Raw genomic sequence first — 21,709 nt, forward strand, 5'->3', positions numbered from 1 at the left:
CCGCTCTCAGGAGGGGAGGGCCGCGAGCGCGCGCGCCATCGAGGTGCCGAGGTTCCATCGTTCGGCCAGCGCGACGGCGGCATCGGTCTCGTCGGAACCGAGCGTGCGCAGCGGGGACGCCGGGGGTCGGATGTCGAGATCGGTGGCGACCCGCACGACGGTCGGCGCGACATCGAGGTAGGCCGCCGCGGCCGTGATCCTCGCGGCGACTCCCGCGGACATCCCGGTGCCGCCGGTGGCGGCCGTGCGTATGCCGGCGAGGTCGCCGTGCTCCTTGAGCAGGGTTGCGGCGGTCTTCTCACCGACGCCGGCGACGCCGGGGAGCCCGTCTGACGCGTCGCCGCGCATCGTGGCGAAGTCGGCGTACTGCTGGGGGAGGACGCCGTACTTGGCGACGACGACGGCATCCGTGACGACCTCGAGGTTGCTCATGCCCCTCGCCGTGTAGATCACGCGCACGTCACGGGCGTCATCGACGAGCTGGAAGAGGTCGCGGTCGCCGGTCACGATGTCGACGGGCATCGTCGCGCGGGTGGCGAGGGTTCCGATGACGTCGTCGGCCTCATGCTCGGCGACGCCGACGACGGGGATGCCGAGGGCGGCGAGCTCCGCGCGGATGAGCGGGATCTGGGCTTCGAGGGGATCCGGCACCTCTTCGACGTCCGCGCCGTCGGGGACGACCTCGACGACGCGGTGGGCCTTGTAGCCGGGGATGAGGTCGACCCGCCATTGCGGTCGCCAGTCGTCGTCCCAGCAGGCGACGAGGTGCGTCGGGCGGTAGGTCGTGACGAGCTTGGCGATCATGTCGAGGAGCCCTCGGGCCGCATTGATCGGGGAGCCGTCGGACGCGGTGACCTTGTCGGGCACGCCGTAGAAGGCGCGGAAGTAGAGGGAGGCGGTGTCAAGAAGCATCAGCCGGTCGCTCATGCGTTCAGCATGGCACAGCGACATGAGCGCACGTCGTCGTCGTGCGTGCTGGTCTGGCCTCGTGCGCGTTGCGGCTGTCACGCGCCAGGCGAACGCCATGCGTCTGGCGAACGCCATGGATCAGACGAACGCCACACGTCGGGGCGGTTCGTCGATGTAGGTGCTCCCTTCGGGGCTGATCCACGCGATCACGCCACCGGGGAGATGCCTGGCCGACCACCGGTGCCGATCGAGCAGATCAGGATGCTTGAGGGTGTGATGCCCCGTGCAGAAGCAGGACAGATTGCCGATCTCGGTCCTGCCGCCCTTGGCGTGATCGTGGTTGTGATCGATCTCGCACCGGGCGGCCGCTCTTCGGCATCCCGGGAAGCGGCATCGCTGGTCCCTCGCACGGAGGAGGCGCTTCATCGCGGCGGTCGGGGTGTACGAATCGGTCGCGGAGGGCATGCCGCCGGGGGAGAGGAAGAGACGACTCCAGGAGGAGGCGTGCCCGGCAAGGGTGCGGACATCCTCGGGGAGCGCGGGGCCGAACCCGTCGAGCTCGGCCATCAGATCGTCATCGCCCACCAGCGTCGAGGCGGCGATCGTGACCTGGACGGTCGCCGTGATCGCCTCGGCGGGCGTGCCGGCCACGGCGCCGGCATCCGCGGCGAGCAGCAGCTCGATCATGATGTCGGATCGGATCTGGTCGAGGGTCCGGGTGTCGGCCTCGTCGCTCGGCGAACCGCCGCCGGGACGCTGCGAGATGACCTGCTTGGCCATCTGCGTGGCGCGATCGAAGCAGGCCCTGGTCAAGAGCTCCGACGCCGTGATGCCCAGATGGCCCATGCCGTCGTCGAGCGACTGAACCCTGGCGCCGCGGAGCTCGCGGGCCGCTCGGTGCCGTTCGGCGACGGACGCAGGGGCGATCGCGGCCGCGATCATCTTCGCCGCGGCGAGCGTGCGTCCAGGTGAATCCGCCAAGGCCACGTCGAGAGCGCGAGCCTCGTACTCGGCGCGCTGCTCCTCGGTCGCTTCGATCAAGGAGGAGGCGCCCTGCACGACCATCTCCGCGTGGCGAGGTGTGATCGCCCCGTCCGCCAGGGCGCGCCAGGTGCGCGGATACCTCTTGACGAGCGTGTGCGACCGGAAGAGGGCGCCCTCGACCACGCCGTGGGAAAGGTGCGCGGAGGCGGCGTATTCGGCGGACAGCGATCGCACCGCGACGTCATGATGGACGGATCCGAACGGATCCTCCTCCAGAAGCAGATCGAGGCGTTCGGCGAGCAATGCCGCGCGCTCGGCCTCGAGGGCGGCGATCTCGGCGTTCACGCGCTCCCAGTCGTCGCGCAGGGCTTCTGCGCGCTGCGTTCGATCGTTCTGGAAGATGGCCATATCTCATTTTGGCACAGATATTCGAATATGAAAAGGCTGAAACGCGTATTTTATGGAAGAAATTCTCTAAAAAAATGCACTGCGCATCAGCAGCCAGGAGAGGCCGGTGCCTGCTCGCACGTATAGGCGACCAGCGCTGTGCGCGCTTCGAAGATGCGGATCTGCTGGTCGGCTCCCGCCGCGGTCAGCTCGCCGGAGACCGGGAACCAGCCGATGCCCAGGTCGACCTCCGCGGTGTACCGCACATCGACGCTCGCGGTGTACTCCCCGCGCTCCGAGTAAGTGTGACTCGTAGGGGTCGGCGTGAACTGCGCCTGCCCCAGCTCTTCCCAGCCGCGTCCCGTCTCGGGGGACGATGCGGTCGAACCGTCGCCGAAGTCGAAGTCGTAGCCGACGGGGGTGAAGCGCACGGCTATCGGGTAGCCGAACAGCGTCCCGTTCTCGCTGTGCGCGGATGCCGCGGCGACGAAGTTCGTCGGCAGGCCGGCCACGCCGACGTTCTCCGGCTCGCCGGCGAGCGCGGTCCCCGCGGGGATGAAGCGGACGAGATCGTCGATCGTGACGGCAGGGATCGCGGGGGAGTCGTCCTCCTTCTCGTCGTCCTCCACCTCCTCGGTGAGGAAGCAGGCGATGTGCGCCTCCCAGCTGGCCATGCAGGCGTCCTGGTCGAAGTCGTTCCGTGGCTGGCCGAACGGATCCTGCACCGGATCGCCCCACTGGTCGAGATCCGGCCCGGAGGTGCCGGGGGATGACGTGCCGGGGGAGCCGGGAGTCGTCTGCGTGCCGTCGATGATGATGGAGGTGCCGTCGTTGGATCCGCACGCGCCCGTTAGAACATCGAGCTGACTACATCCAGCCGCGGCTGGGACTGTCAGCGCTGCGACGATCAATACCTGTACCGCGACACCCGCTAACACGATGTCTCTGCCAGATCTGACGTTGAGATGAGTAACTGGGCTGCCGACCCCGTGAAACCGACTTCCAGCATGGCGGTCCTGGCGCGCGAAAGGGGCGTGACGTCTTCGTCGTGTTCGTCAATCACGCTTGTTCCGCTGATGTCGATGCACACCATGCCCGTAAGGGAGTATGGAACTGAATCCAGCTCAGAATCGATCGGCGCGAAAGAAGCGACCGATGTGTTCCCAATGACCCTGATTCCGTTGCTGTCCAGCTCCTCCTGGCTGTCAAGGTGGTCTTCGAGAGCCAGGCCGGTCAGATAGTCAAGCGAGTTCGTCGAGGTGTCGCCTGCGCGTTCGGCATTCAAGGCATGGGTATAAGCCCGATAAACCTCCTCCGCCGCAGCGAAGGCCTCCTCCTCCGAGGCGAAGGCCGCTGTGGGCGTCGGGCTCGGCTCGGGCTGCGGCGAGCACCCCAGCATCCCGCCGGCGAGCAGGGCGAGCGTGGCGACGGCGGCGGTCAGTACGGTCAGAGGGCGCGAGTTTCTCACCCGCACACGCTAACGCGAACCGCGGGATGCCGTCGGGTGTTATCCACAGGCGCACGCCGGGCGATTCTCTGGTAATCTGAAGTGTCACTCGTGGCGTGCTCCTGCATGCCTGTGTGACGAGCAGTCCACAATCCACCCGCTTCCGGCGGTTGAACCGTGTCCGCACGGCGCCGGATGCCCGAGTCTCCATTCAACAAGGACAACCCACTACATGACTACCGCAACGACCGCCCCGGCCACCAAGCAGGTCGCGATCAACGACATCGGATCTGCCGAGGACTTCCTGGCCGCGGTCGAGAAGACCCTGAAGTTCTTCAACGACGGCGACATCATCGAGGGCACGATCGTCAAGATCGACCGCGACGAGGTTCTGCTGGACGTCGGTTACAAGACCGAGGGCGTCATCCCCTCGCGCGAGCTCTCCATCAAGCACGACGTCGACCCGAATGAGGTCGTCAAGGTCGGCGACGAGGTCGAGGCCCTCGTTCTCCAGAAGGAGGACAAGGAAGGCCGTCTGATCCTCTCCAAGAAGCGTGCGCAGTACGAGCGCGCCTGGGGCGACGTCGAGAAGATCAAGGAGAACGACGGCGTCGTCACCGGCACCGTCATCGAGGTCGTCAAGGGTGGCCTCATCGTCGACATCGGCCTCCGCGGCTTCCTGCCGGCCTCGCTTATCGAGCTGCGCCGCGTCCGCGACCTCACGCCGTACCTCGGCCAGGAGATCGAGGCGAAGATCCTCGAGCTCGACAAGAACCGCAACAACGTCGTCCTGAGCCGCCGTGCGCTGCTCGAGCAGACGCAGTCCGAGTCGCGCACCACGTTCCTCAACAACCTGCACAAGGGTCAGGTTCGCAAGGGCGTCGTCTCCTCGATCGTCAACTTCGGCGCGTTCGTCGACCTGGGCGGCGTGGACGGCCTCGTGCACGTCTCCGAGCTGTCCTGGAAGCACATCGAGCACGCCTCCGAGGTCGTCGAGGTGGGCCAGGAGGTCACCGTCGAGATCCTCGAGGTCGACCTGGATCGCGAGCGCGTCTCCCTGTCGCTGAAGGCGACGCAGGAGGACCCGTGGCAGGTCTTCGCCCGCACCCACGCGATCGGCCAGATCGCACCGGGCAAGGTCACCAAGCTCGTCCCGTTCGGCGCCTTCGTCCGCGTCGCGGACGGCATCGAGGGCCTCGTGCACATCTCCGAGCTCTCCAGCAAGCACGTCGAGCTGGCCGAGCAGGTCGTCTCCGTCGGCGAAGAGGTCTTCGTCAAGGTCATCGACATCGACCTGGAGCGCCGCCGCATCTCGCTCTCGCTCAAGCAGGCCAACGAGTCGGTCGACCCGTTCGGCACCGAGTTCGACCCTGCCCTGTACGGCATGGTCGCGGAGTACGACGAGAACGGCGAGTACAAGTACCCGGAGGGCTTCGACCCCGAGACCGGCGCCTGGAAGGAAGGCTTCGACGCTCAGCGCGAGGCCTGGGAGCAGGAGTACGCAGCGGCTCAGGCGCGCTGGGAGGCTCACAAGGCCCAGGTCACCAAGGCCGCCGAGGCCGAGGCCGCCGCTGGCGACGACTTCGCCGCGGGTCAGACCTTCTCCAGCGAGTCCGCCGGTGCGGGCACGCTCGCCGATGACGAGGCCCTCGCGGCTCTGCGCGAGAAGCTCTCGGGCGGCAACGCTTAAGCAGCGCTCATCGGAACGGGCCGTCGCCTTCGGGCGGCGGCCCGTTCCGCGTCTTCAGGTCCTCGTCGCTCCCGTGCGGATGCCGGGACGGACTGCACCCTGCCTCCAGCCGGCATCCGGGATCCGCGGCCGGGCTCGAGACCGCCCGCCGTCGTGCCGACGTGCGAGGTCCGTCGCGTGGAGCGGGCATGCCAGGATGAGACCATGCCTCTCATCGCGCTGACCGGCGGCATCGCCTCCGGCAAGTCCACGATCGCCCGGCGCCTGGAGGAGCACGGAGCCGTCGTCGTGGACGCGGACCGGATCGTCCGTGACGTGCAGGCGCCCGGCTCGCCCGTGCTGCAGCGGATCGTCGAGGAGTTCGGGCGCGACGTCCTCGATGCGTCCGGGGCTCTCGACCGCCCGGCGCTCGGAGCCGTCGTGTTCGGCGATCCTGAGGCGCTGGCGCGCCTGAACGCCATCGTCCATCCTGCGGTTCGGGCCGAGTCGCAGCGCCGGTTCGACGCGGCGCTCGCGTCGGATCCCTCTGCCGTCGTCGTCTACGACGTCCCCCTGCTCGTCGAGGCCAGGGCGGACGACCCGTGGAGCCTCATCGTCGTCGCCGATGCCCCAGCCGAGTCCCGGGTGCAGCGGATGGTGAGCCTTCGCGGCATGACGGAGGGCGAGGCGCGCAGGCGCATCGCCGCGCAGGTGTCGGATGCTGACCGCCGGGCGATCGCGGATGTCGTGATCGACACCTCGGGAACCGTGGAGCAGACGATCGAGCAGACCGATGCCCTCTGGGAGAGGCTCGCGGTCCGCTAGGCCGACGCACCGCCGGCGGAGGCCTCGGCGCGCTCGCGTCGACGCCGGGAACGCCGGCGGAGAAAGACCACGGCGCACACGATCAGCGCGATCAGCAGGAGGCCGGCGAGGACGGGTACGACGATCGCGAGCCCCGCCAGCAGGAAGGACGCACCGTCCTCCGCCGTGCTCAGCACGGGGGCGGCGAGGCCCCCGGTCATCGTGTTCGCCGCGACCCGTGCGGTCGCCTTGGTCGCATGGACGACGAGCGCGATGACGACGCCCGTGACGATGGGCACCCAGGTGTTCTCGCTGAAGAACGTCGAAGGATCGTCGACGGCGACGGTCTGGGCGCTGGATCCCGCGCCGAACACGACACCGCCCGCCGCTGGGCGCAGCACCGTCTGGACGACGTCGTTGATCGAGTCGAGCGCCGGGATCTTGTCGGCCACGATCTCCAGGACGAGCAGCCCGCCGAGGATCCACAGGGCGATGTCGCTGGAGATCCACGTCCACCCCGACGGCAGCTCGACCGCGGGAAGCAGGCGGTCTGCGAGGCCGAGCAGGAACAGCGGCATCCACGCATTGAGACCGGCGGACGCCGCCAGGCTGGAACCGATCAGGAACTCGATCACGGCTCCACTCTAGGGCGACGGCCCCCGATGTCCGAGGCGCCGCCTACGCTGGAAGAATGCAACCAACGCGCAGCGTCCGCCCCTTCGAGGTCGTCAGCGAGTACGTCCCGGCCGGCGACCAGCCGCAGGCGATCGCCGACCTCGCGGCGCGCATCAACGCCGGCGAGACCGACATCGTGCTGCTCGGCGCCACGGGTACGGGCAAGTCGGCGACGACCGCATGGCTCGTCGAGCAGGTGCAGCGTCCGACCCTCGTCCTCGCGCACAACAAGACGCTGGCGGCGCAGCTGGCGAACGAGTTCCGCGAGCTCATGCCGAACAACGCCGTCGAGTACTTCGTCTCGTACTACGACTACTACCAGCCCGAGGCCTACGTTCCGCAGACGGACACCTTCATCGAGAAGGACTCCTCGATCAACGCGGAGGTCGAGCGGCTGAGGCATTCGACGACGAACTCGCTGCTGTCGCGGCGGGACGTGGTGGTGGTCTCGACCGTCTCGTGCATCTACGGGCTCGGCGCTCCGGAGGAGTACCTGCGGGCCATGGTGGCGTTGCAGGTGGGGGAGCGGTACGACCGCGATGCCCTGATCAGGCAGTTCATCGCGATGCAGTACAACCGCAACGACGTCGACTTCTCTCGCGGCAACTTCCGCGTCCGCGGCGACACGATCGAGATCATCCCGGTCTACGAGGAGCACGCGATCCGCATCGAGCTGTTCGGCGACGAGATCGAGGCGCTCTACTCCCTGCATCCGCTCACCGGCGACGTGATCGAGAAGCTCGACGCCGTACCGATCTTCCCCGCCTCCCACTATGTGGCCGGCACCGACGTGATCCAGCGGTCGATCGGCACGATCGAGACCGAGCTCGAGGAGCGCCTGACGGAGTTCGAGAGGCAGGGCAAGCTGCTCGAGGCGCAGCGGCTGCGGATGCGCACGACCTTCGACCTGGAGATGCTGCAGCAGCTCGGGTTCTGCTCGGGCATCGAGAACTACTCCCGGCACATGGACGGCCGTGCGCCCGGCGAGCCGCCGCACACCCTGCTGGACTTCTTCCCCGACGACTTCCTGCTGGTCATCGACGAGTCGCACGTCACGGTTCCGCAGATCGGAGCGATGTACGAAGGGGACGCCTCGCGAAAGCGCACGCTCGTCGACCACGGCTTCCGGCTTCCGAGCGCGCTCGACAACCGCCCGCTGCGCTGGGACGAGTTCAAGAACCGGATCGGCCAGACCGTCTATCTCTCGGCCACGCCGGGCAAGTACGAGATGGGCATCGCCGACGGGGTGGTCGAGCAGATCATCCGTCCGACAGGGCTCGTCGATCCCGAGATCGTCGTGAAGCCCTCCAAAGGGCAGATCGACGACCTGCTCGAGGAGATCCGACTGCGCGTCGAACGCGACGAGCGCGTGCTCGTGACGACGCTCACCAAGAAGATGGCCGAGGAGCTCACCGACTTCCTCGGCGAGCACGGCGTCCGCGTCCGGTATCTGCACTCCGACGTCGACACGCTGCGCCGGGTCGAGCTGCTGAGCGAGCTGCGTGCGGGCGTCTACGACGTGCTCGTGGGCATCAACCTCCTGCGGGAGGGGCTCGACCTCCCCGAGGTCTCGCTCGTCGCGATCCTCGATGCCGACAAGGAGGGCTTCCTCCGCTCGGGCACCTCCCTCATCCAGACGATCGGCCGCGCGGCCAGGAACGTCTCCGGACAGGTGCACATGTATGCGGACCGCATCACGGACTCGATGGCGAACGCCATCGAAGAGACCGAGCGTCGTCGCGAGAAGCAGATCGCCTACAACACCGAGAACGGGATCGATCCGCAGCCGCTGCGCAAGCGCATCGCCGACATCACCGCGGTGCTGGCGCGAGAGGCGTCCGACACCCAGGACATGCTCCGGGGCAAGGGCCGGAACGCCTCGGGCAGGGGCAAGAGCCCGACGCCGCAGCTCCGACGCGGCGGCATCGCCGCCGAAGGCGCGGCGCAGCTGGAGGCGACGATCGAGGACTTGTCCAATCAGATGCTCGCCGCGGCCGAGGAGCTGAAGTTCGAGCTCGCGGCGCGCTTGCGCGACGAGGTGCAGGATCTCAAGAAGGAACTGCGCGCGATGGAACGCGCCGGACACGTCTGAGCACGCGGATGGCCATGGACGCGCGAGGGCAGGAGCTCGCCGATCGGGTGCGGGCGCTGCTGATGGCGGAGGACGGCCTGGAGGAGAAGCGCATGTTCGGCACGCGCGCGTTCCTGCTGGAAGGCCGGATCCTCGTCGGCGCGAGAAAAGAAGGGGTACTGCTGGTTCGGGTCAGCGAGGAGCGCGGCATCGTCCTCCAGGGCGAGCCGGGCGCCGCGGTCGCGACCATGGGCGGAAGGACGATGGGCCCGAGCTGGCTCGACGTCTCATCGCCTGCGATCGCCGACGACGAGGCGCTGATGTTCTGGATCGATGCCGCCCGGGAATCCCGTCCGGAGGTGTGAGAACGGAACGGGAGGCATCGGTCAGGGGCAGTACATGAGCGGTTTCGGCCCCGACCTGTCGATCTCGTGCGCGGACATCGGCGCGCCGCACAGCGGGCACGCGCGTTCCGCGCGCTCGGCGGCGCTGGGCGGAGGCGTCGCCTCGTACGGCCCCACGGATGCAGGACCGCCGAACCGGATGAGATTCGAGTTGAACCACGAATACCACCCGCCCGCGGCGCGGACGCGTTCGCGGAGGGGTACGTGTTCTGAATCCTTTGCCATGTTGATTAGTGTACTAACTATTAGGGCAAATGTATACTCGGGGGATGACCGAGACGGATGACACCCTGAGGCTCGAGAACCAGCTGTGCTTCGCGCTGGTGACAGCGGCGCGCAACGTCGTCGCCGTCTACCGGCCCATCCTCGAGCCGCTCGGCCTCACGCATCCGCAGTACCTCGTGATGCTGGCGCTCTGGGAGCGCGCTCCGCGTACGCTCGGCGACCTCGCCGCCGACCTCGCCCTCGAACCCGCGACCGCGTCTCCGCTCGTGAAGCGCCTGGAGTCGGAAGGCCTCGTGGCGCGGAGTCGCAGCAGGGAGGACGAACGCCGTCTCGACATCGTGCTCACGGAAAAAGGCATCGCCCTGCGCGAGAGAGCCCTCGACGTCCCGCGACAGGTCCTGGCGGCGGTCGGCATGGACGGGGAAGAGGTCGCCGTGCTCCGCGACGGCGTGCAGCGCTTCGCGGGGCGGACGACGCCGGTCGTCGGAGCCTGACGCACCGCGTCGCATAAGGTGGGTCGCATGCGTCGCGACCACACCGGCTCCCCGAGCGGCGCCAGGGTGCGCGCGGCCGTCGTCGTCGCCGTGGCCTTCGCGGGCGTGATGTGCATCGCGTCCCTGCAGGGGCTGCCGGTCTTCGGGACCTTCCCCGGCATCGAGCCGGCGGCGCTGCCCGCAGCGGAGTCGCAGACAGCGCTCCCGATCGACTCCGCACCGCCGGTGCCACCGGAGCCGAATCCCTGGCTCGGCATCATCGCAGGCCTGATCGGCGCCATCATCGCCGTGCTCTTCGCGATCTTCCTCATCCGCGTGCTGGTGCGTCTCATCCGGGACCGGTGGCGCGCGCGGCCGCTCGCCCGCGTCGAGGGGACGGCTCCCGGCGCGGAAGCCGACGTCCTCGCCGTCGAAGAGACCGTCGATGCTCCCATCGTGCGTCGCGGGATCGCCGGTGCGCTGGATGCCGTCGATGCGACCGCGGATCCGGGCGACGCGATCGTCGCCGCCTGGCTCGGCCTGGAGCAGAGCGCCGAGCGCGCGGGGCACACCAGGGGCGCGGCCGAGACCGCGGCGGAGTTCACCGTCCGCATCGTCGCCGCCCGGCGCAGCAGTGCGGGTGACATCCGCGCCCTGCTGCGTCTCTACGAGAACGTCCGCTTCGGCGGGATCGCGGCCACGGAGCGCGAGCGCGGCATCGCCCGCGAGCTGCTTCGGAGCATCGAGGAGCACTGGCGATGAAGGGGAGGATCGTTCTCGTCGTCATCGGGCTCCTCTTCACGGCCGGTCTCGTCGTCGCCGCGGCCGTCGCCGGAATGCCGCCGCTGTTCGTCATCGCCTGGCTGGTGCTGGTCATCGCGATCGGGGTCATCACGCGGCAGACGCTGTTCTCCGAGGACACCGCCTGGCCGCCTCCTGCCCCGGAACCCCCGTTCCGCGGCTCGGAGGTGTCACGCCTCGCCTGGGCGGTGAACACCCGATCGGGGATCGTCGGACTCGGTCTGGTGCGTCGTCTCGACCGGGCTGTGCGGCACCGCGCCGCCGCGCACGGTCTCGATCCCGAAGACCCTGCGCACGTCGCCGAGATCGAAGCGCTCTTCGGCCCCGGCATCCGCACCGCGCTGGAGGCGCGAGTCGTGCGTCGTGACGACGTCGAGCGCATCCTCGCCGCCCTCGAATCCGTACCGCCCACCCTGGAGAGAAGATGACCGAGACCGAGACCTCCCCGAGCCCCGCGCAGCGCATCGACGAGATCGCCGCCGCAGGCGCCCGCATCCTGGCCGGAGTCCGCACGGCCGTCGTCGGGATGGACGAGCCGCTGACGGTCGCGCTGGCGACGATCCTCGCCGGCGGCCACGTGCTGTTCGAGGACGTTCCCGGCCTCGGCAAGACGCTGGCCGCGCGCAGCCTCGCCTCGGCGCTCGGACTCGACTTCCGTCGCATCCAGTGCACGCCGGACATGCTTCCGGGCGATGTCACCGGGTCCTATGTGTACGCACCGGACACCGGCGAGTTCCGCTTCCGTCCCGGCCCGATCTTCGCGGGCCTCGTGCTCGCCGACGAGATCAACCGCACGACGCCCAAGACGCAGTCGGCGATGCTCGAGGCGATGGCCGAGCGGCAGGTCACCGTCGAGGGCGAGCGGTTCGCGCTGCCGCAGCCCTTCCACATCATCGCCACGGCCAACCCGATCGAGTACGAGGGCACCTATGCGCTGCCGGAGGCGCAGCTGGACCGGTTCATGGTGCGTCTGGCGGTCGGCTACCCCTCCCCGGACGCCGAGACCGAGATCATCCTCGCCAGAGCGCGCAGAGGCGCTCCCGAGACCGTCGTCGCGCCCGTCGTCGATGCCGCGGGACTGCGGGCTCTCCAGCGGACCGTGGAGAGCATCCACGTCGACCCGGACGTCGCGCGCTACTGCGTCGAGATCGTGCGCGCGACCCGCACGGCCGCTCACGTCGCCGTCGGCGCCTCCCCGCGCGGATCTCAGACGCTCGTGCTCCTCGGCCGCGCCCTCGCCGCACTGGACGGGCGCGGCTTCGTGCGTCCGGACGACATCAAGCGCATCGCCGTCCCCGTGCTGGCGCATCGGCTCACCCTCACCCCTCAGGCGTGGGCTCAGGGCGTGGATCCGGCGTCCATCGTCGACGGCGTGGTCGCGACCACGCCGGTTCCGCCGACCGTCGCCGTGGCGCGATGACTCCGGATGCCGCGCCGCGCGGCGACGTCGAGGCGAGCATCCGTCAGACGCTGCGCTGGCGTCGTACACCGGCGTTCGCGATCGGATCGATGTCGGCCCTTGTCCTCGCAGGCGCCGGGCTGCTCTTCTCCCGGCCGGACGTCGTCGCTCTCGGGCTGCCGCTGGCACTGTGGTGCGCCTTCACGCTGTTCCGGCCCGCGCATCGCAGCGTCGGCGTCGCCCTGTCCGCGGTCGCCGCCGAGGATGCGGCCGTCGTGACCGGCCGGGTCGACATCGACGCAGATGCGGACTGGGTCCAGCTGGCCATCGACCAGGGCGGGCGGCGACGAGGCACGGCCGATGCGGGCTCCGGGCGCGGCGCGGTCCGCACGCGCACGCGGCTGCAGCACTCCGGGCCCGTCGAGCTCATCGGGGTGACCGCGCGCGCTGTCGACGGGGACGGCGCATGGGTGAGTCAGCCGCTCTCGCCGGTGAAGGCCGTCTGGAACGCCGCGCCACGTCCCATCGAGCTGAGCGGGCTTCCCGTCGGCCGGCGCCTCCGCGGGCTGCACGGCATCCATCGCGGATCGCGCCCCGGGCAGGGCGGCGAGTTCCGCGACATCCACGCCTTCGCGCCCGGCGACGAGCTGCGCAGGGTGGACTGGCGCGCCACCGCTCGCCTCGGACGCCGGCCGGGCGACCTGCTCGTCCGCCGCACCGACGCGCTGAGCGAGGCCTCGATCGTGATCGCGATGGACACGGCCGACGATCTCGGCGCGGTGGTCGCGACCTGGGGGACAGCCGATCCGGAGCGCAGCGGCATCACCTCGCTCGACCTCGCCAGGCAGGCCGCCCTCTCGATCGCGACGACGGCGATCCGCGCTGGCGACCGTGTCTCCTTCCATGAGCTCGCACCGGGCGGTCGCACCGTCCTGCCCGGGACCGGCTCGCGTCAGCTCGCCCGGCTGCGCAGCGCCGTCGCGGCGACCGGCGTCAGCGGGGACGCCACGGGTTTCCGGCGGACGCCGCACATGCCGAACGGCTCCGTGATCTTCGTGCTCTCGACGTTCTTCGACGGAACCGCCGCGCGGCTGGCCGAGCAGTGGCAGGCGAGCGGGCACCGGGTCGTGGCGATCGACGTGCTGCCGGCATCCGACGCCCGCAGGCTCACCCCGGAGCAGCGCCTGGCGCTGCGCGCCCTCGCCGTGGAGCGCGCCAACACCACCGCCGCGCTGCAGCATGTCGGGATCGACGCGGTCTCCTGGTCGCAGGACGGCTCCGATGCCGCGATGCGGGTGGCGGCCCGGGTGCGGCGATGACGGCGCGCGCGCATTCGTTCGAGGTGCGCGCCGGAATTCCGGCGCCGGTGCTCCGCCTGCTGCTGGTGGCCGTCGGAGGGGGCGCGGGGTTCCTGCTGAACCCGTACCCGCTGTGGCAGTGGATCGGCCTTCTCGCGGCCGTCGTCGGCGCGGCCTTCCCGCAGACGCTCGCAGCGTGGGGGAGTGCGGCGGGCATCGTGCTCGGCATCCTGCTCGCCGAGCCTGCGCCGCTGCGCACGGCCGGGGCGCTGCTCGCCGTGCATCTGGTGCACGTCCTCGGATGCCTGTGCCTGACGATGCCGCTGTCCAGCCGCATCTCGCTCGCCGCGCTGCGGCCGACCCTCGCTCGCGTGCTCCTGGTGGAGGTCATCGCCCAGCCGATCGCCCTGCTGGGCGTGCTGCTCCCGGTGCTCGGCACGAGCGGCTTCGCGTGGCTGGCACCCGCCGGCGCGCTGATCGTCGTGGCGCTCGCGGTGCTCGTCCTGCGCGTCCAGCGCGGCGAGGGCTCCGACGGCGGGGCGGCGCTGCGGCGCTGAACGCGCGCAGCGAGCCCGGTGTCGGTGGTCCCTCGTAGACTTGTCCGGTGCCCATCGTCCCTGTCTCCAGCCCCGGAAAGCTCAGCGTCCGCGGTGCCCGCGTACACAACCTCAAGAACGTCGACATCGACATCCCGCGCGACTCGCTCGTCGTGTTCACCGGGCTGTCCGGCTCCGGCAAGTCGAGTCTGGCCTTCGACACGATCTTCGCCGAGGGGCAGCGCCGCTACGTCGAATCTCTGAGCGCGTACGCGCGCCAGTTCCTCGGCCAGGTGGACCGTCCGGACGTCGACTTCATCGAAGGGCTGAGCCCTGCCGTGTCGATCGATCAGAAGTCGACCAATCGCAACCCGCGCTCCACGGTCGGCACCATCACCGAGATCTACGACTACATGCGCCTGCTCTGGGCGCGCATCGGCATCCCGCACTGCCCCCAGTGCGGGGAGCGGATCCAGCGCCAGACGGTGCAGCAGATCGCCGACCAGCTCATGGAGCTGCCGGAGCGCACCCGCTATCAGATCGTCGCCCCGGTCGTCTCGCAGAAGAAGGGCGAGTTCGTCGACCTGTTCCGCGAGCTCGGCGCCAAGGGCTACTCCCGCGCGATCGTGGACGGCGACCTCATCCAGCTCGCCGAGCCGCCGACGCTGAAGAAGAGCTACAAGCACGACATCGCGGTCGTCGTCGACCGGCTGGTGGCCTCCGACGACATCCTCGGCAGGGTGACCGACTCCGTGGAGACCGCCCTCGGCCTGGCCGGCGGGGTCGTGCAGATCAACTTCGTGGACGAGGAGGGGGATGCCGCCTGGCAGTCGTTCTCCGAGAAGCTGGCCTGCCCGAACGGGCACGCGATCACGCTCACCGAGATCGAGCCGCGGACGTTCTCGTTCAACGCGCCGTTCGGCGCCTGTCCCTCGTGCTCCGGCCTGGGGACGCGCATGTCGGTGGACGTGGATCTCATGCTGGGCGACGAGGACCTCTCGATCCGCGAGGGCGCCATCATCCCGTGGACCACGCAGGGCAAGGGACTGTTCCAGTACTACGAGCGGCTGCTCGAAGGACTGGCGCGCGATCTGAACTTCGATCTGGACACGCCGTGGCGCGACCTCCGCGTGGACGTCCAGGACGCCATCCTGCGCGGCGACAACTACAAGGTCACCGTCAAGTGGAAGAACCGCTACGGGCGCGAGATGCGCTATGCGTCGGGCTTCGAGGGCGTGGTGCCGTACATCGAGCGGCAGTACGCCCAGGCCGAGAGCGACACCCAGCGTGCGCGCTGGGGCGAGTATCTCCGCGAGGTGCCGTGCCCCGTCTGCGACGGCGACCGGCTGAAGCCAGAGGTCCTCGCGGTCACCGTGCACGGGCACTCGATCGCCGAGGTCTCGCACCTGAGCCTCGCCGACGCGCGAGCCTTCATGGAGACGCTCACGCTCACCGACCGCGAGGCGAAGATCGCGGCCCAGGTGCTGCGCGAGATCCGGCTGCGCCTGGACTTCCTGCTGCGCGTCGGCCTCGCGTACCTCAACCTCAGCCGCTCGGCGGGCTCCCTGTCCGGCGGAGAGGCGCAGCGCATCCGGCTGGCCACGCAGATCGGGTCGGGGCTGACCGGGGTGCTGTACGTGCTCGACGAGCCCTCCATCGGCCTGCATCAGCGCGACAACCGCCGGCTCATCGAGACCCTGCTCGCGCTGCGCGACCTCGGCAACACGCTGATCGTCGTGGAGCACGACGAGGAGACCATCGAGGCCTCCGACTGGGTCGTCGACATCGGCCCCGGGGCCGGCGTCAACGGCGGCGACGTCGTGCACTCCGGTCCCTTCGCCGCGCTGCTGGGGGAGACCGCGTCGATGACCGGCGACTACCTCGCGGGCCGCCGCGAGATCCCGACGCCGAAGAAGCGCCGCAGGCTCGACCGCAAGCGGATGCTCAAGGTCGTCGGAGCGCGCGAGAACAACCTGAAGAACGTCGATGCGGAGTTCCCCCTCGGCGTGCTCACCGCGGTCACCGGGGTGAGCGGGTCGGGGAAGTCCTCGCTCGTGAACGACATCCTCTACCGGGTGCTCGCGTCCAAGCTCAACGGCGCGCGCTCGCTCGCGGGGAAGCACACCCGCGTCACCGGCCTGGACAACCTCGACAAGGTCGTCCACGTCGATCAGGCGCCCATCGGCCGCACCCCGCGTTCGAACCCCGCGACCTACACGGGCGTGTTCGACCGCATCCGCACGCTGTTCAGCGAGACGCCCGAGGCGAAGGTCCGCGGCTACCAGCCCGGCCGCTTCAGCTTCAACGTCAAGGGAGGACGCTGCGAGGCGTGCTCCGGCGACGGCACGATCAAGATCGAGATGAACTTCCTGCCCGACGTCTACGTCGACTGCGAGGTGTGCCACGGCAAGCGGTACAACCGCGACACGCTCGCCGTGCACTACAAGGGCAAGAACATCGCCGAGGTACTGGAGATGCCGATCGAGGAGGCCGCGGAGTTCTTCGAGCCGATCCAGGCGATCCACCGCTACATGAAGACCCTCGTCGACGTCGGCCTCGGATACGTGCGGCTCGGTCAGTCCGCCACGATCCTGTCCGGCGGCGAGGCGCAGCGTGTGAAGCTGGCCACCGAGCTCCAGCGCCGCAGCAACGGCCGCAGCATCTACGTGCTCGACGAACCGACCACCGGTCTGCACTTCGAGGACGTCCGCAAGCTCCTCGAGGTGCTGAACGGCCTCGTCGACAAGGGCAACACGGTCGTCGTCATCGAGCACAATCTCGACGTCATCAAGTCGGCCGACTGGGTGATCGATCTCGGTCCGGAGGGCGGCTCGGGAGGCGGGGAGATCCTCGCGACCGGCACGCCGGAGCAGATCGCCGCCGTCGAGGAGAGCCACACCGGGCAGTTCCTGGCGGAGATCCTGGGCGGACGCCGTGAGGAGCGGAAGGCCGGCTGATGGCCGACGTCCTCCCGTACAAGCCCAAGCAGGGCGAGATCCCGACCGATCCCGGCGTCTACCGCTTCCGCGATGCGCAGGGGCGCGTGCTGTACGTCGGAAAGGCGAAGAACCTCCGCCAGAGGCTGTCGAACTACTTCGCCCCCCTGCGGACGCTGCACGAGCGCACCCGGCGGATGGTGACCACGGCCGCATCCGTGGAGTGGACGGTCGTGCCGACCGATGTGGACTCCCTGCAGCTGGAGTACATGTGGATCAAGGAGTTCGATCCGCCCTTCAACGTCCGCTACAAGGACGACAAGTCCTATCCGTTCATGGCGATCACGATGGCGGACGAGGCGCCGAGGGTCATCGTCACCCGCAACAGGAGGATTCCAGGGGCCCGCTACTTCGGCCCCTACCCCAAGGTGTGGGCCGTGCACGAGACCATCGACCTGATGATCAAGGCGTTCCCGATCCGCACGTGCAGCGACGCGAGCTACAAGCGGGCGATGCAGACCGGCCGGCCGTGCTTCCCCGGCCAGATCGGCAAGTGCGGCGGCCCGTGCTCGATGACGGTGACGATCGAGGAGCATCGGGCCATGGTCGACGACTTCGTCGCCTTCATGGCAGGAGGGGACGAGCGCTTCACGCGTGAGCTGACCAGGCGGATGCGGGAGGCCTCAGCCGCGATGGACTACGAGGCCGCGGCGAGATACCGCGACAAGCTCGGCGCCATCGAGGCCGTGCTCGGCAAGAGCTCCCTCGTCCTTCCCGCCGACGAGGACGCCGACCTGTTCGGCATCGCCGAGGATGAGCTCTCCGCCGCGGTGCAGCATTTCGTGATCCGCGGCGGGCGCGTGCGCGGCGTGCGGGCCTCCACGATCGAGAAGGAGATCGACCTGACGACGGCGGACCTGGTCGATCAGGTCCTGCAGCGCGTCTACGGCGAGGCCGCCGACGCCGACATCCCGCGGCGCATCCTCGTTCCCGCCCTCCCGGAGGACGCCGCCGAGCTGGAGGAGTGGCTGCGGGGGCGGCGGGGACGCCGCGTCGAGATCGCCGTCGCCCAGCGGGGGCAGCGCGCCGATCTGATGCGCACTGCGACGCTGAACGCCCAGCAGGCGCTGATCCGGCACAAGACGAAGCGCACCAGCGACTACGTCGCTCGGACCCAGGCGCTCACCGATCTGCGGGAGGCACTCGACCTGGACGAGGCGCCGCTGCGCATCGAGTGCTATGACATCTCGCACCTGGGCGGCACGAACGTGGTCGCATCGATGGTGGTGTTCGAGGACGGCCTGCCGCGCAAGGATCAGTACCGATCCTTCAACATCGCGGAGACCACCGACGACACCGACTCGATGCACCAGGTGCTCCTGCGAAGGCTCGCCTATCTGGACGCGCCCGAGGAGGCCGAACCGGCGGATCGGGAGCCGGATCCCTTCGGCGACGAGCCTGTGACGACGACGCGCAGGCGTCCGCGATTCGCCTATCCGCCTCAGCTGCTGCTCGTCGACGGCGGCAGGCCGCAGGTCGAGGCGGCCGCCCGCGCGCTGAGGGACGCCGGCCACACCGAGATCGCCCTGTGCGGCATCGCGAAACGTCTCGAGGAGATCTGGCTGCCGGGCGAGGAGTATCCCGTCATCCTGCCCCGGACGAGCGAGGCGCTGTACCTTCTGCAGCGGCTCCGCGACGAGGCCCACCGCTTCGCCATCACGCATCAGCGCGCGCGGCGCAGGCGGGACATCACCAGCGTGCTGGCCGAGGTGCCGGGGCTGGGCGCCGCACGCATCAAGGTGCTGCTGAAGCACTTCGGGTCCGTCGCGCGGCTGCGCACGGCCACCGTGGAGGAGATCCAGGAGGTGCAGGGCATCGGTCCCGCACTCGCCGGGAGCATCCACGGGCATCTCTCCACTCGCTAGGCTTGTCGCACGGGAGGGAGAACCGATGGCAGACGAGGGCGAAGGACAGTTCCTCATCGTCACAGGCATGTCCGGTGCGGGGCGGTCGACGGTGGGAAACGCCCTGGAGGATCTCGGCTGGTACGTCGTGGACAATCTTCCCCCGCAGATGCTCCGGCCGCTGCTGGACCTCACGGACCTCGGCGGGGGAGCGCTGCCGAAGGTCGCCGCCGTGGTCGATGTGCGGGGGAGGACCCTCTTCGACGAACTGCCGGACGTGGCGAGGGCGCTGCGCTCCCGAGGGTCGGTGCAGGTGCTCTTCCTCGACGCCTCGGACGATGTCCTCGTCCGGCGCTTCGAATCCGTGCGGCGCCCCCACCCGCTGCAGGCCGATGGGACGCTGCTCGACGGCATCCGGCTGGAGCGCTCACGACTCACGCTCGTGCGCGAGGCGGCCGACATCGTCATCGACACCTCGACCCTGAACATCCACCAGCTCGCGACGAAGACGACCGAGATCTTCTCGGAGGAGGGGGCGGCGCGGCATAGGCTCACGCTGCTCAGCTTCGGCTTCAAGTACGGCCTGCCCACCGACGTCGACCTCGTCGCCGACATGCGGTTCCTCCCCAACCCGTTCTGGAACGAGGAGCTGCGCGGCCAGACGGGGCAGGACGAGGAGGTCCGCGACTACGTCCTCTCTCGGGAGGGGGCTCTGGAGTTCCTGGACGCCTACGCGCAGGCGCTCGTGCCCGTGCTGGAGGGCTATCAGCGGGAGAACAAGAGCCACTCCACGGTCGCGATCGGATGCACCGGCGGGAAGCACCGATCGGTGGCGATGTCCGAGGAGCTCGCACGTCGTCTTTCCGGGATTCCCGGGGTCGCCGTGAACGTGCGCCATCGGGACCTCGGCAGAGAGTAGCGGCGGCAACGCGGCAGGTGGAAACCGCCGGAGCCGGGTAGGCTTGTCCTTCGCGCCGCGATCCGGTGCGAAGAGCGAAAAAGGAGTCTCGTGGCACTCACCACCGACGTCAAGGCAGAGCTGGTCGCCATCCGGAACGCACCCCCGACGGTGCGCGTCGCGGAGGTCACGGCCATCCTCCGGTTCGCCGGAGGCCTGCACTCGATCGCTGGACGTGTCGCCGTCGAGGCCGAGGTGGACGCCGAGACGCTCGCGCGTCGCGTCGCCCGTGACCTCGCGGAGATCTACGGCGTCCGTCCGGAGATCGCCCAGGTCCAGTCCTCCAGCGCGAACGACGGTGCGCGCTGGGCCGTCCGTGTGATCGCGGCGGGCGAGACCCTCGCCAGGCAGACCGGCCTGCTCGATCAGCGCCGTCGTGCGGTGCGCGGTCTTCCCAATCGGCTCACCACGGGATCGCGCGAGGAGATCGCCGGCCTCTGGAGGGGCGCCTTCCTCGCCGCGGGCTCGCTGTCCGAACCCGGCCGCTCCGCGCAGCTCGAGGTGGCCTGCCCCTCGTCCGAGGCGGCCATGGCCCTCGTCGGCGCCGCGCATCGGCTCGGCGTCGCCGCCAAGGCCCGTGAAGTGCGGGGGATGCCGCGCGTCGTCGTCCGAGAGGGCGAGGCGATCCGCTCGATCCTCACCCAGATCGGCGCCGCGCGCACCGCCGCCGCCTGGGAGGAGATCCGTCAGCGCCGCGAGGTGCGCGCGGGCGTGAACCGCCTCGTGAACTTCGACGACGCGAACCTCCGCCGCTCGGCGCAGGCCGCCGTCGCCGCGTGCGCGCGCGTGGAGCGCGCGCTGGAGATCCTCGGGGAGGACGTCCCCGATCACCTGAAGGTCGCGGGCGAGCTGCGGCTCGCGCACCGCGATGCGAGTCTCGACGAGCTCGGGCACCACGCCGATCCGCCGCTCACCAAGGATGCCGTCGCCGGACGCATCCGCCGCCTGCTCGCCATGGCGGACAAGCGTGCCCAGGTCGACGGCATCCCGGGCACCGAGGCGGCGGTGCCGGCCGGTCTCGAGGACTGATCGGGGCGTCGCTTTCCGTCATCTGCCGGAAGGATCCCCGCCGCGGGCGCGTTGTCGTCACTAGGATGGAAACCGTCCGCTCCGCGCCGCATCTCGGCGTCGCGGAGGACCGGCAAGCGCCGCGGCGCGGCGCGGATTGGATGAAAGCGACATGGCTGTTTACACGCTCCCTGACCTTCCCTACGACTTCGCAGCTCTCGAGCCGCACATCAGCGGCAAGATCATGGAACTGCACCATGACAAGCACCACGCGACCTACGTGGCCGGTGCGAATGCGGCGCTCGAGGCGCTGGCCGAGGCCCGGGAGACCGGCAATCTCGCGAACGTGAACAAGCTCGAGAAGGATCTCGCGTTCAACCTCGGCGGTCACGTGAACCACTCGATCTTCTGGACGAACCTGTCTCCGAACGGCGGCGGCGAGCCCGAGGGCGAGCTGAAAGCGGCGATCGAGGAGTTCTTCGGCTCCTTCGAGAAGTTCCAGGCGCACTTCACCGCCAACGCCCTGGGCATCCAGGGCTCCGGCTGGTCCGTGCTCAGCTGGGACACGATCGGCCAGCGCCTGATCATCCAGCAGCTGTTCGACCAGCAGTCCAACACCGCGCAGGGAACCATCCCGGTCTTCCAGCTCGACATGTGGGAGCACGCCTTCTACCTCGACTACCTCAACGTCAAGGCCGACTACGTCAAGGCCGCGTGGAACATCGCCAACTGGGAGAACGTCGCTCAGCGCCTCGACGTCGCCCGCAAGCAGACCAACGGCCTGCTGGTACTGTCGTAACCAAGACGGGCGTCCCGACGGG

At 69.4% G+C, this 21,709-nt stretch carries 21 protein-coding genes; 15 read left to right on the forward strand and 6 right to left on the reverse strand.

Annotation, left to right across the window (positions count from 1 at the left end; all coding sequences use genetic code 11):
- Window positions 1-6 precede the first annotated feature (6 nt).
- From ACYVGQ_RS08040 to ACYVGQ_RS08055, 4 genes are all read right to left on the reverse strand, one after another.
- A complete protein-coding gene (locus ACYVGQ_RS08040) occupies window positions 7-927 on the reverse strand; it encodes a 5'-3' exonuclease (RefSeq protein ID WP_460784102.1) in 921 nt (306 codons plus the stop codon).
- A 120-nt stretch (window positions 928-1,047) separates the two neighbouring features.
- Window positions 1,048-2,301 carry an HNH endonuclease signature motif containing protein gene (locus ACYVGQ_RS08045; RefSeq protein ID WP_460784104.1) on the reverse strand — a complete coding sequence of 418 codons (1,254 nt, stop codon included), beginning with the start codon at window positions 2,299-2,301 and terminating at the stop codon, window positions 1,048-1,050.
- An 86-nt stretch (window positions 2,302-2,387) separates the two neighbouring features.
- Window positions 2,388-3,191 (reverse strand): PKD domain-containing protein, encoded by an 804-nt coding sequence (locus tag ACYVGQ_RS08050; RefSeq protein WP_460784105.1) that lies wholly within the window; start codon window positions 3,189-3,191, stop codon window positions 2,388-2,390.
- A gap of 20 nt (window positions 3,192-3,211) precedes the next feature.
- Window positions 3,212-3,748, reverse strand: a complete 537-nt coding sequence (locus tag ACYVGQ_RS08055) for a hypothetical protein (protein ID WP_460784107.1) — start codon at window positions 3,746-3,748, stop codon at window positions 3,212-3,214.
- 211 nt (window positions 3,749-3,959) lie between these two features.
- On the opposite strand from ACYVGQ_RS08055, the gene rpsA reads away from it, so the two are divergent.
- Entirely contained in the window at window positions 3,960-5,417 is a 1,458-nt protein-coding gene (gene rpsA, locus ACYVGQ_RS08060) for a 30S ribosomal protein S1 (protein ID WP_460784108.1), read from the forward strand.
- A gap of 204 nt (window positions 5,418-5,621) precedes the next feature.
- On the forward strand, window positions 5,622-6,221 hold the full coding sequence (gene coaE / locus ACYVGQ_RS08065) for a dephospho-CoA kinase (RefSeq protein ID WP_460784109.1): 600 nt from the start codon (window positions 5,622-5,624) through the stop codon (window positions 6,219-6,221).
- Here coaE and ACYVGQ_RS08070 read toward each other — a convergent pair.
- Entirely contained in the window at window positions 6,218-6,835 is a 618-nt protein-coding gene (locus ACYVGQ_RS08070) for a DUF4126 domain-containing protein (protein ID WP_460784110.1), read from the reverse strand. The genes coaE and ACYVGQ_RS08070 overlap by 4 nt on opposite strands.
- 56 nt (window positions 6,836-6,891) lie before the next feature.
- Between ACYVGQ_RS08070 and uvrB the strand changes: the two genes are divergently transcribed.
- Together uvrB and ACYVGQ_RS08080 are read left to right on the forward strand one after the other, a co-directional pair.
- Window positions 6,892-8,967, forward strand: coding sequence for an excinuclease ABC subunit UvrB (uvrB, locus tag ACYVGQ_RS08075; RefSeq protein WP_460784112.1), 2,076 nt, complete (start codon window positions 6,892-6,894; stop codon window positions 8,965-8,967).
- 14 nt (window positions 8,968-8,981) lie between these two features.
- Window positions 8,982-9,311, forward strand: coding sequence for a TfoX/Sxy family protein (locus ACYVGQ_RS08080; protein WP_460784114.1), 330 nt, complete (start codon window positions 8,982-8,984; stop codon window positions 9,309-9,311).
- A gap of 21 nt (window positions 9,312-9,332) precedes the next feature.
- On the opposite strand, the gene ACYVGQ_RS08085 is transcribed toward ACYVGQ_RS08080, so the two are convergent.
- A complete protein-coding gene (locus tag ACYVGQ_RS08085; protein WP_460784115.1) occupies window positions 9,333-9,575 on the reverse strand; it encodes a hypothetical protein in 243 nt (80 codons plus the stop codon).
- A gap of 44 nt (window positions 9,576-9,619) precedes the next feature.
- Here ACYVGQ_RS08085 and ACYVGQ_RS08090 point away from each other — a divergent pair, with 44 nt between their 5' ends.
- From ACYVGQ_RS08090 to ACYVGQ_RS08140, 11 genes are all read left to right on the forward strand, one after another.
- Window positions 9,620-10,069, forward strand: coding sequence for a MarR family winged helix-turn-helix transcriptional regulator (locus tag ACYVGQ_RS08090; protein WP_460784117.1), 450 nt, complete (start codon window positions 9,620-9,622; stop codon window positions 10,067-10,069).
- Between the two features lie 27 nt (window positions 10,070-10,096).
- A complete protein-coding gene (locus ACYVGQ_RS08095) occupies window positions 10,097-10,810 on the forward strand; it encodes a DUF4129 domain-containing protein (protein ID WP_460784118.1) in 714 nt (237 codons plus the stop codon).
- Window positions 10,807-11,277 (forward strand): hypothetical protein, encoded by a 471-nt coding sequence (locus tag ACYVGQ_RS08100; protein ID WP_460784119.1) that lies wholly within the window; start codon window positions 10,807-10,809, stop codon window positions 11,275-11,277. The genes ACYVGQ_RS08095 and ACYVGQ_RS08100 overlap by 4 nt, the downstream gene beginning before the upstream one ends.
- A complete protein-coding gene (locus ACYVGQ_RS08105; protein WP_460784121.1) occupies window positions 11,274-12,269 on the forward strand; it encodes an AAA family ATPase in 996 nt (331 codons plus the stop codon). Before ACYVGQ_RS08100 ends, ACYVGQ_RS08105 begins: the two co-directional genes overlap by 4 nt.
- A complete protein-coding gene (locus tag ACYVGQ_RS08110) occupies window positions 12,266-13,567 on the forward strand; it encodes a DUF58 domain-containing protein (RefSeq protein WP_460784123.1) in 1,302 nt (433 codons plus the stop codon). The genes ACYVGQ_RS08105 and ACYVGQ_RS08110 overlap by 4 nt, the downstream gene beginning before the upstream one ends.
- Window positions 13,564-14,103: a hypothetical protein gene (locus ACYVGQ_RS08115; RefSeq protein WP_460784125.1), complete on the forward strand. Its 540-nt coding sequence runs from the start codon at window positions 13,564-13,566 to the stop codon at window positions 14,101-14,103. The genes ACYVGQ_RS08110 and ACYVGQ_RS08115 overlap by 4 nt, the downstream gene beginning before the upstream one ends.
- A 47-nt stretch (window positions 14,104-14,150) precedes the next feature.
- Window positions 14,151-17,039 carry an excinuclease ABC subunit UvrA gene (gene uvrA / locus ACYVGQ_RS08120; protein WP_460784127.1) on the forward strand — a complete coding sequence of 963 codons (2,889 nt, stop codon included), beginning with the start codon at window positions 14,151-14,153 and terminating at the stop codon, window positions 17,037-17,039.
- On the forward strand, window positions 17,039-18,943 hold the full coding sequence (gene uvrC / locus ACYVGQ_RS08125; protein ID WP_460784129.1) for an excinuclease ABC subunit UvrC: 1,905 nt from the start codon (window positions 17,039-17,041) through the stop codon (window positions 18,941-18,943). Before uvrA ends, uvrC begins: the two co-directional genes overlap by 1 nt.
- Window positions 18,944-18,968: 25 nt before the next feature.
- Window positions 18,969-19,841 carry an RNase adapter RapZ gene (gene rapZ / locus ACYVGQ_RS08130; RefSeq protein ID WP_460784130.1) on the forward strand — a complete coding sequence of 291 codons (873 nt, stop codon included), beginning with the start codon at window positions 18,969-18,971 and terminating at the stop codon, window positions 19,839-19,841.
- 90 nt (window positions 19,842-19,931) lie between these two features.
- Window positions 19,932-20,909, forward strand: a complete 978-nt coding sequence (gene whiA / locus ACYVGQ_RS08135; RefSeq protein WP_460784132.1) for a DNA-binding protein WhiA — start codon at window positions 19,932-19,934, stop codon at window positions 20,907-20,909.
- Between the two features lie 151 nt (window positions 20,910-21,060).
- Window positions 21,061-21,687, forward strand: a complete 627-nt coding sequence (locus ACYVGQ_RS08140; RefSeq protein ID WP_460784134.1) for a superoxide dismutase — start codon at window positions 21,061-21,063, stop codon at window positions 21,685-21,687.
- Window positions 21,688-21,709 lie beyond the last annotated feature (22 nt).

It is taken from the genome of Microbacterium tumbae (assembly GCF_054780175.1).